The following is a 12,414-nucleotide window of genomic DNA, read 5'->3' as shown; positions in this document are numbered from 1 at the left end:
ATGACCCTCCGCGAGAAGGCCGGTCAGCTCAACCAGCGCATGTACGGCTGGGACGCCTACCGCCGCACCCCCGGCGGTGGCTACGAACTCACCGACGCGCTGTACGCCGAGACCGACCGTTTCGAGGGGCTCGGTGCTCTCTACGGGCTGATGCGCGCCGATGCCTGGTCCGGTGTCGAGCACGGCAGTGGGCCCGGCGGCCAGGACAGCGCGGCTCTCGCGGAGCTGGTGCAGCGGCACGTTCTCGAGCGCAGCCGGCTCGGCATACCCGCGTTGTTCGTGGAGGAGGTGCCGCACGGCCACATGGCCCTGGACGGCACGGTCCTCCCCGTCAACCTGGCGGTCGGCGCCACCTGGGACCCCGGCCTTTACGAGCGCGCCGCCGCGCACGCGGCGGCCGAACTCCGCGCCCGTGGCGGCCACTTGGCCCTGGTCTCGGCGCTCGACATCGTCCGCGACCCCCGCTGGGGCCGCACCGAGGAGTGCTTCGGCGAGGACCCCTGCCTCGCCGCCCGGATGACGGAGGCACTGGTGCGGGGCATGCAGGGGGAGCCCGCCGAGTTCTTCGCCGACGACAAGGCGCCCGTCGTGCTCAAGCACTTCGCCGGGCAGGGCGCCACCGTCGGCGGCCGCAACTCCGCCGAGTCGGAGCTCGGATGGAGGGAGCTGGACGAGATCCACCTGCTCGCCGCCCGCGCGGGCGTCCGCGCCGGGGCCGCCGCCGTCATGGCCGCGTACAACGAGGTCGACGGGATGCCCTGCTCCGGCAACCGTGCCCTGCTCACCGGGTTGCTGCGGGAGAGCTGGGGGTTCGACGGGCTGGTCATGGCCGACGGGCTGGCCGTGGACCGGCTCGCCCGCATCACCGGCGACAAGCTCTCCGCCGGGGCTCTCGCCCTGGGCGCCGGGGTCGACCTGAGCCTGTGGGACGAGGGCTTCACGCATCTGGAGGAGGCCGTGGAGAAGGGGCTCGTCGAGGAGTCCGTCCTCGATGCCGCGGTCGCCCGCGTCCTGCGCCTGAAGTTCCGCCTCGGGCTCTTCGAACGCCCCTACGGCGGCGGTGAGTTGCCGTCCCCGGAGCAGGGCCGCGCCCTGAGCACCGCCCTCGCGCGCGCCTCGGTCACCCTCCTCCACAACGAAGGCGGCGCCCTCCCGATCCCGGCGACCGTCTCCCGTATCGCCGTCCTGGGACCCCAGTCCGCCACCGCCGCCCACCAGTCGGGCGACTACACGGCCCCGCAGCGCACCGGCAGCAGCGTCCTCGACGGGCTCCGCAAGCTCGCCCCGCCCGGCACCGACATCCGGTACGCCCGCGGCTGCGCCCTCACCGGCGGCGACCTCTCCGGCATCCCCGAGGCGGTCGCCGCGGCCGCCGCCTCCGATGTCGCCGTGCTGGTGCTGGGCGGCAGCAGCGCCCGCAGCCCCGAGACGGACTTCGCCGCCAACGGGGCCGCGCTCACGGCCGTTTCGGAGATGACCTGCGGCGAAGGCGTCGACCTCGCCGGACTGCGTCTCGGCAGGGCCCAGTACGTCCTCCTGGACGCCGTCGTGGCGACGGGCACGCCGACCGTGGTCGTCCTGGTCCAGGGCCGCCCCCACCTCGTGCCCGAGACCGCGGCCGCCCTGCTCACCGCCTGGTACCCGGGCCCCTGGGGCGGCGACGCGATCGCCGAGATACTGCTCGGACACGCGGCACCCGTCGGTCGGCTCCCCGTCTCCATGCCCCGCTCGGCGGCCCAGCTCCCCGTCCACTACAACCACAAGGACACCGAGTACGGCGGCTATGTGGACGAGAGCGCCGAGCCGCTGCACTCCTTCGGGCACGGGCTGTCGTACACGAGCTTCGCGTACGGCCGGCCGCGCACGGACGGGCACACCGTCACGGTCGACGTCACCAACACCGGTGTACGGCAGGGCCGTACCGTCGTGCAGGTCTATCTGCGGCGGCTGATCACGTCCACCTGGCCGCGCACCCTCGAACTGTTCGCGTTCGAGGGTGTCGACCTGGATCCCGGCGAGTGCCGTTCGGTCACCTTGCCGCTCGACAGGGACCGACTCGCCGGGACCAGGAGCGTGGAGATCCGGGTCGCCGAGTCCGCGCGGGCCGCGCTCACCGCCGTACCCGCCGTGCTGGACCTGCCGGCCGTCAGAGCTTGACGGCTCCCGCCGAGACACCCCTGTAGAACCAGCGCTGGGTGATCACGAACAGCACCAGCACCGGGATGACGGAGATCACCGAACCGGCCATGACCACCCGCTGGTCGTAGCCGAACGACGAGCTCTGCAGCCGGGACAGGCCCAGCGTCAGCGTCATGTGGCTCTCCGAGCGGAGCACGATCAGCGGCCACAGGAAGTCGTCCCAGGCGCTGATGAAGGTGTTGATGGTGACCACCATGATCGCGCCCCAGGCGGACGGCAGATACAGGTACCTGAACCGCTGCCACTCGTTCGCGCCGTCGAGCATCGCCGAGTCCTCGATCTCGCGCGGGACGGCCAGGAACGCACCGCGCATCAGCAGCACGTTGATGGCGCCGACGAACCCGGGCAGCCACACGCCCGCCAGGTTGTCGACCAGACCCAGGTCGCGGATGCTCAGGAACAGCGACACCATGATCGACTCGAAGGGGAACATCATGGAGGCGACCAGCACCACCCAGACCGCCTTGCGGCCCTTCCAGCCGGGCTTGGAGAGCATGTAGCCGGCCGTGGTGGAGAAGACGAGCTGGCTGACGATCGACAGGACGACCACGATCAGGCTGTTGCGGATGTACGTCGCCACCGGCACCTGGGAGAAGACCTCGCGATAGGCCCGCAGGGTCGGGTGGTGCGGCAGCAGCGAGGCGTCCGCGCCGAAGACGTCCTCCCCGACGCCCTTCAGCGACGCGAGGAACTGCCACACCAGCGGGCCGACCGTGATGCCCAGCACGAGGAGCAACAGCAGGTAGCGGACGACCAGTTCGCGGGGGCGGCCGTACTCCCGCCAGCGCGGCATCAGCCGCCGGGGCTTCTCGACGGCGGTCGTCATGCCTCGTCCTCCTTCGTCAGGCGCTGCGCGAGCAGGGTCAGGCCGAGGGTGAGTACGAACAGGGCGACGCTGACCGCGGAGCCGTAGCCGGCGTTGCCGGTGATCGGGTCCAGGCCGACGTCGCGGATGTAGAAGGGCAGGGTGCGGTCGGCGCCGCCGGGGCCGCCGGTGGAGCTGCCCAGCATGAAGATCTCGGTGAACACCCTGAGGCAGCCGATGCCGGTGAGCGTGCCGACCAGCATCATCGCCTGCCGCACGCCCGGCACGGTGATGTGCCAGAAGCGGCGGACCGCGCCGGCGCCGTCCATCTGCGCCGCCTCGTGCAGCTCCTTGGGGACGTTCCCGAGCGCGGCCAGGTAGAAGATCATGTACCAGCCGAGCCCCTTCCACAGGGTCAGGCCCATCGCGGAGAAGAGGATGAGCCAGGAGTCGGAGAGGAACGGGACGGCGGACCTGATCAAGTGGGCCTTCTCGAGCCAGGTGTTGACCAGCCCGTCGTCGGCCAGCAGCCACTGCCAGCTCAGGCCCACGACCACGCTGGAGGCGAGGACGGGCGTGTAGAAGGCGGAGCGGAAGAACCCGATGCCGGGCAGGTTCTTCTCCACCAGCACGGCCAGCATCAGCGGCAGCAGCACCATCAGCGGGACGACGACGACCGCGTACAGGATGCTGTTGCGGGTGGCCAGCCAGAAGTCCGAGTCGCCCAGCATCCGCTTGTAGTTGTCCAGCCCGACGAAGCTCGCGGCGCCGCCGAGCGGCTTGGCGTCGGTGAACGACAGGAGGACGGTGTTGAGGAACGGGAACACTCCGAACACCACCGCGCACACGATCGCGGGCGCGGTCCACAGCCAGGGCAGCCACCAACGGCGGTACAGGGCCGCGCCGTTGGCGCCAGGAACGGGGCCGGGCAGCACGGCCCGGCCGATGCGGCCGATGCGGCGGATACGGGACGGGGCCGTGCCCGGCACGGAGGCAGTACGCCCCGTACCAGGCACGGTCACCGGCTCAGCGGTCTCGGTCGCCACGCTCAGCCCGCCTGCTTCAGCAGGTCGTTCGCCTTCGCCTGGGCGTCCTTGACGGCCTGTGCGGGGCTCTTCTTGCCCTGCATGGCCAGCTGCACCTGTCCCACGATCGCGTTCTGCACGGCCGGGGAGAGGTTGGTCTGGTTGGTGTCGGCCGTCTTGAGCTGGTCGGCGACGAGCTTGCGGGCCTGGGAGAACGGGTCGCTGCCGGTGACGTTCTGGAAGAACGGGTCGTTGAGCGAGGCCGTGGTCGTCGGGAAGATCACCACGTTCGGGTCCTTGCACCAGGCCGTCTGGTTCTCGGCGTTGGTCAGGTACTCGGCGAAGGCGAGCGCCACCGGCGCGTGCTTGCTGGTCGCGGCGACCGAGATGTACTGCGGGGCGCCGGCGGAGGCGCGGCCGAGCGCGTCGTAGGGCTGCTGGCCGACGGCCGTCCTGGCGTAGATCGACGGGCTGTTCTGCTTCACGAACCGCACGAAACTCGGGTTCGTCGAGCCGTAGGCGACCTTGCCCTGGCTGTAGAGCGTGGACGGGTCGTTGCTGGAGGACAGCGAGTCCTTCGGCATCGCGCCCTCCTTGTACAGCTTCGCCATCCAGGCCACCCACTGGGTGGTCCTCGGATCATTGGCGAAGACGGCGGACTTGCCGTCCGCGGAGAGCGTCTTGATGCTCATCTGGTCGAAGTCCGCCGGTATCCGCCAGATCGGGTTGGCCATCGTCGCGAAGAACTTGCCCTTGCCCGCCTTGGCGACCTTCTCGTAGTCGGCGAACAGGCCGAAGAGCGTCGTCGGCGGCTTCGCGGGGTCGATGCCCGCCTTGTTCAGCAGGTCCTTGTTGTACGTCAGCAGGACGCCGCCGGTGTACCAGGGGAGCGTGGTGTGGATCGCCGAGCCGGAGGCGTCCTTGAAGGTGGCGGACTTCCAGAACGACGGCACGAACGGCTTCGCGACCTGCGGGTCCTTCACGCTCAGGTTGAGCAGGTAGCCCGCCTTGGTGAGGGCGGTCGCGGTCGGGGCGTTGACGTTGATGACGTCCGGCAAGGTACAGGCCTGGGCGTCGGCCACCGTCCGCTGGGTGAAGGTGTTGTCGCCCGGGTCGTCGATCCACTTGACCTTCGCGCCGGGGTGCGCCTTCTCGAAGGAGGCGATCACTCCGTTGAAGAAGGCCCCGAAGTCTTTCTTCAGATTCGTCGTCTGGAAGGTGATCTGTCCCTTGACGTCACCTGTCAGCCTGCCCGAGCCGACGTTGCCCTTGTCGACCTTGCAGCCCCCGGCGGTGCCGTCCCCGCTGCCGGATCCGCCGCCGGACAGGCCGCAGCCGGCCGCCGTCAGCGTCAGGGCGATGATTCCCGCCACGGATGCGGTGAGTCTTCCAGCGCGCATGTCCACCCTCCTGGGACCAGCCGAGAGGCTGGTTCAATCAACCAACTTCGACTCCGATTGATGAAAAGGTGGACCAGAATTCATCGGAGGTCAATGGTTTGCCGTGTTGCGTTTCTGTTCCGCCCGCGGTTTCGCCGATGACTCAGTGGCGGTGCTCGTGGTCCGGGTGCGAAGGGTCGCCGGGGTGCTCGTGCCCGGCTGCGTACACCACGTCGGCCCGGGCCTGGTCGAACCAGGCGAAGAAGGCACGGTGGGCCGCCGCGCGTCGCAGCTCGCCTTCGACGGCCTGCCGGACCTGCTCGAACGGCAGGAAGTCGGAGGGTGCCGCCCTCCGCCCGAACGGGTCGACTCCCCGCCGCAGTGCCTCCGGGGTGAGGAAGCGGTCCCGGTTGCGGTCGTAGTAGTCCTGTACGGCTTCCTCGGGGATGTGCTGCTCGGCCTCGAGTTCGGTGAGGAGGGTTCGGGCGGCGGGGGAGTGGGCGAGGGCGGCTGCGACGATGCTGCCGAGGTCTGCGACGTCGTTCTCGGCCACGGCCAGTAGGCGGGTTGGTGATACCTCCGGCACGGGGGGTAGGCCCCGTTCCGCAACGGCCCTGCGGGCGAGTTCGTCTGCGACGACGACTTGTGTCGCCCAGCGTCTGCGTTGGCGCTCCGCGCGGGCCGGGGAGGATAGTGCCGCGTTGTGTCGATGGCCGTCTGCTGCGTCGTTGTGGCTGGTCGCGCCGTTCCCCGCGCCCCTGAAGGGGCGCTCTTGCACCGTCTCCAGGAGAGCGTCCACACGGCTTTTGGGGACCGGTTCGCCGTGTACTACCGCTGCGTGGTCCGTCATGGCGTCACCTCCAGCTCCACGGCCTTCGTGTAGGCCACCCGGCCGTGCCAGGCGGTCTTTGCCAGCAGCCAGTACGAGCCAGGCGGGATCGTCGCGCCGTTCACGTCGATGGTGCAGTTCAGTTGCGTGCCGGCTGCGATCGTGAAGCCCTGGCAACCCGGGGTGACTCCCGGCCAAGTGCCCCAGGAGGAGACCGCCCACAAGGTGCCGTTGATCGGGCCGCGAGTGGTGTTGTGCAGCGTCACCGGGACGCGGGTGCGTTCGCCGCTCCTGACCCTGATCCGGTCAACTCCCAGATCAGTCAGCAGAGTTGGACCGACCGGCCCGCCCGGTACGTCGACGGCCGCTACGTCCTCGTACGTCTGCCCCTCGTACGACAACCGTGCCGCCAGCCAGTGTCGGCCGGGTGTGGCGTCCGGCGGCGGCGTCACCGTGACCTCGGTGAGGGTGAAGCCGCCGGGGGCCAGTGCGTACGGCAGCGTGGCGGGCTCGGTGGACCAGCCGGGCGGGGCCGCCACGGTCACGGTGCCCGAGACGGGCGCGTCGGTGAGTTCCGAGGAGATGCGGACGGTCGCGGTGAAGGGGCCGTCGGAGGCGGTGAGCGTCGTCGGTGAGATGTATACGGCCACCGGCATGTTGCCCCGGGGCGCGGGGCCGGAGCTGTGGAGCCAGTAGCGGGTGTGGACCGGCTGCGCGGGCTCGTGGGCGGCGACTCCGGCGTCGTACGCGCTCCGAGAGCCCTCGGTGGGCGTGGCCAGGACCGTCGCGACCTCGAACCCGGTCAGGCCGATGGAGAGCACTCCCTGTTCGTCCGGTGCCAGTTGCTCCGCGGGTGTTTCCAGTACGTCGGTGCGGGCGCCCCGCGTCCAGGGGCGCGGCCCGTGCACTCGCGCCCGTACCGGACGGCCGTTGACCTCGTGCATCCGCACGACGACCCCGCGCCCCGGGTCCGCCGGTGCAACGCTCCCGCGGGCGAGTGGGGAACCGGCCGGCTTGAGGGCGTCGAGCAGGACCTCACCCGCCGGTTCGAGGCGCAGCAGGCTCAACTCCCTTGGTAGGGAGGCAATGTCCGATGTGTGTCGCACTCGCGCGCTCAGCGGGTGGTTGAACTCATGCCCGATGCGGGGCAGTTGCTGCTCCCGCCAGTCGCCCTCGCCGCCTGCCACCGCGTACTCGAAGGTGTGGGACCAGCGTTGGAGCTGGAAGCCCGAGCCGTCGGGGGCCGTGCGGCGGGGTGGGTCGACCCAGATGCCGGAGGGCCAGCCCGTGCAGGAGCGCATCAGTGACATGTAGAGGTCGCCCGAGGAGGTGACGACACAGCCCGGTGTGCCCCGGTTGAGGACGGCGAAGCCGCGCCCGTCCCAGGCGTCGCCCGGTGGCAGGGCCTCGCCGCCGCCGGCCGCCGTGGCCGTGACGGTCGCGTCGTCCAGGTCGGCGATCAGCGCGTCGACCGCCTTCGCGTCCCCCTCGGCGTCGGCGCCCGCGACCACCAGCAGCGGCAGCCGTTCGAGGTCGCGCAGGTCGGCCCCGGGCACCCACTCCTCGCGTAGTGAGGCGCGCGGCGCGACCCAGACGGCCGCCACGCCGCCCTCGGCGAGCTGCCGCTGCAGCTCCCGCCCGGCGGCCGGATCCCAGCCCAGCGCCTCGGCGACGAGGGAGTTGCGGTCCGGGCCGCCGACGGCGATCCGGATGTCGGGCAGGTTGGAGTCGACCTCCAGGTCGCCGTAGCGCGGGCCGTCGGCGATCGTCGAGGTCGCCGTGACCCCGGCGCGCACCAGGGCGGCCGCGAGCGGCGTCCCCAGCTCACCCGCCTCCTCCCAGGAGGCGTACACGAGCTCGGCGACCCCGATCGACCGGCGGCCGAGCAAGGCACCTGTGTCGTCGCGCAGTTCGACCCGTGCCGTCGACCCCAGCCCGAACCAGGTGCCCGCGGGGTTGTCCAGCGTCCACGGGAACTCCTCGCTGTCCACGTCCACGAATCCGAAGCCGCGCCCGATCACCGCGTCCGCCACCTCGTGCACCGGCAGCCCGCCCTGCACGTCGGAGGGCCAGCGCACGCGGATGAGCCGGTCGGCGCCGTCGTAGCCGTCGATGGTCGTCGTCACGTCGAGGCGCGCAACGCCGGTCCACAGCGTCAGGCGCTGGGTGTACCGGAACAGCCCGAGGTCGGCGCGGACGGTGATCCGGGCGCCGGCGGGGGAGTGCTCGACCTCGGCCTGCGCCACCACGTCACGGCTGCGGGCGGCAGTGGTGCCCGTCGGCGTGAGGTGCCAGGGGCCCTCGCCGAAACGCGGGTGCCTGGGGTACTCCTCCTGGACGACGAGCTCGTTGCCGATGTCCCCGGCGCGCAGCAGCTCCCGGCCGCCCTCGGTGAGCGCGCGCAGGCTGCTGACGCCGCCGCCGCGCGCCGGGTCGACCGTGACCTCGTAGAACTCGTTGCGGATGGTGGTGCCCTCGCTGGGCGCCCACTCGGGGACGGTGCCCTCGGCGAGGGGCAGGGCCTTGAGTCCCATGGCGGGCAACTTCGGTACGACGACGTGGAGTTTCCCGTCCTCGCGGACCGCGGGGAGGTCGACGGGCACGAGCCCCGGGTCGTCGACCGTGAGGACGTCCTGCCGCTGCCAGGTTGCGGAGTTGAAGACGACCAGGTCGGCGCCCTTGCCCGGGGTGACCCGGTCGGCCAGTGCCTGTGTGGCGTCGGCGTGCACGGTCTCCGCCAGGTCGGCCAGCTCGCGCCAGCCGGTCATCAGGTCGATGTAGACCTGGTCGGACTCGGAGCCCGTGATGGCGTCGTGGTGGGCGCCGTAGATCAGCTGCCGCCAGGCCTTGTCGAGCGCCGCGTCCGGGTACGGGTGCCCGGCGACCAGCGAGGCGAGCGTCGCCCAGGCCTCCGCGTCGGCGAGCAGCGTCTCGCCGTACCGCTGGGCCTGTTTGGTGTCGATGTAGGAGACGTCCTTGCCGGTGTAGACCGGGTTCATGTCCCGTGTCTGCGGGGACGCCTTGCGGCCCTCCGCGTCGAGCTCGGCGCGCACGGCGGCGAAGAAGTCGCGCGGGGTGCCGCTGATGAAGCGCGGCCAGACGTAACGGGCGTTCCAGTCCCGGTGGATGTCCATCACCCAGCGGCACGGCGGCGCGTAGTCACCACCGACCGGGAGCAGCACATTGCGGGTGAGGGCGACCGACCTCAAGCCCCGGAACAGCTTGAGGGCGGCCGCCTCCGCCGCCGGCAGGGTGGGGGCGTTGTCGATCGCCCAGCCGGCGCCGTAGTGGTTGACCATGTAGGCCGTCAGCAGACCGCGCCCCGAGGGGGCGATCCAGCTGAACTCGGCCGGGAACTGCATCCGCCCGGGATCGCGCGGCTCCTCGCCGAAGACGGAGAGAGTGGGCCCCCACTGGTGGAACGGCCCGCGCGCCCACGAACTGGAGCTGATGCCCGCGTCCGCCATCAGCCCCGGGAACTGCGGATCGTGCCCGAACGCATCGAGCTGCCAGGCCGTCTCCGGCGACGAGCCCATGATCCCGCGCTGGAACCCGTCGCCGTACAGGGCGTTGCGTACGGTGGCCTCGGCGCCCGTGAGGTTGGTGTTGGGCTCGTTGTAGGTGCCGCCCATGATCTCGACGCGGCCGGTGCGGATCAGCTCCCGCAGGAAGGCCCGCTCCTCGGGGAAGGAGTCCCAGTACGGCTTGAGGTAGTCGACCTCGGCGAGCACGAAGGTGTACGCCGGGTCGCGACGGGCCAGGTCGCAGTGGGCGCGGACCAGGCTCATCCCCGACTGGCCGCGCGAGTCGAAGGTCCGGGCGGGCAGTCCGGTGGAGGCGGGGTCGTCGGCGACGTCCCAGGTCTCGGTGTAGGCGGCCTGGGTGTTCCACCAGACGGGGTCGTAGTGGAAGTGGCTGACCATGAACATGGTCCAGCCGGGCTCGGCGGCCGTGAAGGGGACCGTGAGCGCACCGGCCTGCGCGGGGTCGCCGGCATCCTCGGCGGTGACCGTGACATGGGTGCCGGCGCCGGGGGCGAGATCGGTCGTCACGGGTATCTCGGCGCGGACCGTGCCGTCGTCGCCCGTGGTCGCGACCGTCGTCCCGGAGACGCCCGGGCCGACGGCGGCGATGCGGACCGTGCGGCCCGGTGCGTGGCTCAGCTCGACGGCCATCACCTGGTGCGGATGCTCGGTCGTCCCGACGAAGAGCTCCGTCGACTCGGCAGAGGTGACGCGCATGGGTCTCCTACGAGGATGCTCGGGGGAGTCCCATCCTGGCATCGCCGGGATGATTCAAACAACCACCTTCACGCATTCTCGGTGGTTCATCCATGCAGTCGCGCCCGGTTTCACCTCGTCCGGCGCGACTTCACCGCATGCTGCGGGGCGATGTGGTCGGTGAGGGCGAGTGAGGCGCTGGCCCGCTGGTAGGAGAGCTGGCCGACCCGGACGTAGAGACAGTCGACGATCATCAGGACCGAGTGGCGGCCGCCGATGCTGCCCGTGCGGAAGCTGGTCTCGGAGGTGGCCGAGATGAGCCGGATGTCGGCGGCCCGGGCGAGCGGCGAGCGCGGGTCGGTGGTGATGGCGACGGTGGTGGCGCCGCGCTCCTTGGCCATCTCGAACGGTTCGAGGGTCTCGCGGGTGGCGCCGGAGTGGGAGATCCCGATGGCCACGTCGGCCGGCGTGAGCAGGGCCGCGGAGGTGGCCGCGCCATGCACCTCGGTCCAGCCGCGGACCGCGCAGCCGATACGGAACAGCCGGGTCTCGGTCTCCTGAGCCACCGTGCCGCTGCCGCCGACGCCGTACACATCGATCCGCCGGGCCTTGGCCAGTGCCTGGGCCGCGCGCTCGACCGCGTCGAGGTCGATCCGGTCGATGGTCTGCTGGATGGCGCGCAGGTCGGCGCTGCCGACGACCTGGACGACCCGCTCCAGGCTGTCGTCCGGCGAGATGTCGGGGCCGATCTCGGCGGAACCCCAGTCGGAGACCTCCCCGCGGCCGCGCTCCTGGGCCAGTTCGATCAGCAGGTGCTGGTACGAGTCGAGCCCGATGGCACGGCAGAAGCGGGTCACCGTCGCCTGTGAGGTGCCGGTGCGGCGGCCCAGTTCGGCGGCCGAGCAGTGGGTCACGGCGGCCGGATCCTCCAGGATCAGCTCGCCGACCTTGCGAAGGGATCCGGCCAGCCGGGGAAGCTCGGTGCGGATCAGTGTGGTGACGTCCGTCGAGGGCATGAGGAGAAGGTACCAGCCACCCATAGGCGGATGGATTGAATACCAGGACCACGAAGGCGAGCCATGTTCACGCATCGTGCCGTTGCATTGCTTGCTGCATCATCCATGTGATTTATTGATTCATCTATGGAGTCGGGTGGGGTGGTTCAATCCACCAGTGGGGAGTGTCGTGTGTCCGTCGAGTCTGTGAGCGCCGAGGGCTTCGCACGGGAGAGCCTGTCCGTCCTGGCGAAGCTCACCGAGTCCGCGCGCGAAGAGGTGGCGGGCGCCGCCGGACTGATCGCCGACTGCGTCCGCTCGGACGGCGTGATCCAGGCCTTCGGCACCGGCCACTCCCAGGCGATGGTGCTCGAGGTCGCGGGCCGCGCGGGCGGTCTGGTCCCCACCAACCGGCTCCAGATCGCCGACCTCGTCCTGTACGGCGGTGACGCCCCGAGCGTTCTCGACGATCCGCTCCTGGAGCGCGAGCCCGGTGTGGCCGAACGGCTCTACCACCTTGCAGCGCCGAACCCGCAGGACCTGTTCGTGATCATCTCCAACTCCGGTGTCAACAATGTGGTCGTCGAGATGGCGCTGCAGGCGAAGGAGCGGGGTCACCGGGTGCTTGCCATCACCTCCCTCACCCATACGCGGGCCGTGCCCGCGGGGCATCCGAGCGGGAAGAAGCTCGTCGATCTGGCTGATGTCGTGCTCGACAACCGGGCGCCTCGGGGGGATGCGTTGTTGGAGCTTCCGGAGGGTGGGGCGGTGTGCGCGCTGTCAACCCTCACCGGGGTGATGTTGGTCCAGATGGCTGTCGCCGAGGCCTCGAAGCTGCTGCTTGAGTCCGGTGAGCGGCCGCCCGTGTATGTGTCGGCCAATGTGCCCGGTGGGTTCGAGGGGAACCTGGAGTTGGAGAAGCGGTACGCCGGGAGGATTCGGCGTACCGCCAGTTGAGGGCT

8 protein-coding genes are annotated in these 12,414 nt (G+C 70.7%); 2 read left to right on the top strand and 6 right to left on the bottom strand.

Annotated features, from left to right (window positions below):
• Positions 1 to 2,157 (top strand): glycoside hydrolase family 3 N-terminal domain-containing protein, encoded by a 2,157-nt coding sequence (locus ACFY1U_RS24650; RefSeq protein ID WP_390696427.1) that lies wholly within the window; start codon positions 1 to 3, stop codon positions 2,155 to 2,157.
• On the opposite strand, the gene ACFY1U_RS24645 is transcribed toward ACFY1U_RS24650, so the two are convergent.
• The 6 genes from ACFY1U_RS24645 to ACFY1U_RS24620 form a co-directional block, all read right to left on the bottom strand.
• A complete protein-coding gene (locus tag ACFY1U_RS24645) occupies positions 2,147 to 3,025 on the bottom strand; it encodes a carbohydrate ABC transporter permease (RefSeq protein WP_099931964.1) in 879 nt (292 codons plus the stop codon). The two genes, ACFY1U_RS24650 and ACFY1U_RS24645, sit on opposite strands and share 11 nt — an antisense overlap.
• Positions 3,022 to 4,050, bottom strand: a complete 1,029-nt coding sequence (locus ACFY1U_RS24640; protein WP_390696271.1) for a carbohydrate ABC transporter permease — start codon at positions 4,048 to 4,050, stop codon at positions 3,022 to 3,024. Before ACFY1U_RS24640 ends, ACFY1U_RS24645 begins: the two co-directional genes overlap by 4 nt.
• Positions 4,051 to 4,052: 2 nt before the next feature.
• Entirely contained in the window at positions 4,053 to 5,429 is a 1,377-nt protein-coding gene (locus ACFY1U_RS24635) for an extracellular solute-binding protein (protein WP_390696270.1), read from the bottom strand.
• A 142-nt stretch (positions 5,430 to 5,571) separates the two neighbouring features.
• Positions 5,572 to 6,258, bottom strand: a complete 687-nt coding sequence (locus ACFY1U_RS24630) for a peptidyl-prolyl cis-trans isomerase (protein ID WP_390696269.1) — start codon at positions 6,256 to 6,258, stop codon at positions 5,572 to 5,574.
• Positions 6,255 to 10,478, bottom strand: coding sequence for an NEW3 domain-containing protein (locus ACFY1U_RS24625; protein WP_390696268.1), 4,224 nt, complete (start codon positions 10,476 to 10,478; stop codon positions 6,255 to 6,257). Before ACFY1U_RS24625 ends, ACFY1U_RS24630 begins: the two co-directional genes overlap by 4 nt.
• A 110-nt stretch (positions 10,479 to 10,588) precedes the next feature.
• Positions 10,589 to 11,473 carry a MurR/RpiR family transcriptional regulator gene (locus ACFY1U_RS24620; protein WP_123968103.1) on the bottom strand — a complete coding sequence of 295 codons (885 nt, stop codon included), beginning with the start codon at positions 11,471 to 11,473 and terminating at the stop codon, positions 10,589 to 10,591.
• A gap of 171 nt (positions 11,474 to 11,644) precedes the next feature.
• Between ACFY1U_RS24620 and ACFY1U_RS24615 the strand changes: the two genes are divergently transcribed.
• The gene (locus tag ACFY1U_RS24615; protein ID WP_390696267.1) at positions 11,645 to 12,409 is read left to right on the top strand and encodes a sugar isomerase domain-containing protein; all 765 of its coding nucleotides are present in this window, start codon (positions 11,645 to 11,647) and stop codon (positions 12,407 to 12,409) included.
• Positions 12,410 to 12,414 lie beyond the last annotated feature (5 nt).

Source organism: Streptomyces sp. NPDC001351 (assembly GCF_042896045.1).
Lineage (GTDB): Bacteria > Actinomycetota > Actinomycetes > Streptomycetales > Streptomycetaceae > Streptomyces.
The sequence above is the reverse complement of the archived record's forward strand: the minus strand, read 5'-3'. Positions and strand labels throughout refer to the sequence as shown.

Coding starts and splice junctions, on each gene's coding strand:
- ACFY1U_RS24630 (WP_390696269.1), bottom strand. CDS start 6,258: ATGACGGACCACGCAGCGGTAGTACACGGCGAACCGGTCCCCAAAAGC.
- ACFY1U_RS24620 (WP_123968103.1), bottom strand. CDS start 11,473: ATGCCCTCGACGGACGTCACCACACTGATCCGCACCGAGCTTCCCCGG.
- ACFY1U_RS24625 (WP_390696268.1), bottom strand. CDS start 10,478: ATGCGCGTCACCTCTGCCGAGTCGACGGAGCTCTTCGTCGGGACGACC.
- ACFY1U_RS24650 (WP_390696427.1), top strand. CDS start 1: ATGACCCTCCGCGAGAAGGCCGGTCAGCTCAACCAGCGCATGTACGGC.
- ACFY1U_RS24645 (WP_099931964.1), bottom strand. CDS start 3,025: ATGACGACCGCCGTCGAGAAGCCCCGGCGGCTGATGCCGCGCTGGCGG.
- ACFY1U_RS24635 (WP_390696270.1), bottom strand. CDS start 5,429: ATGCGCGCTGGAAGACTCACCGCATCCGTGGCGGGAATCATCGCCCTG.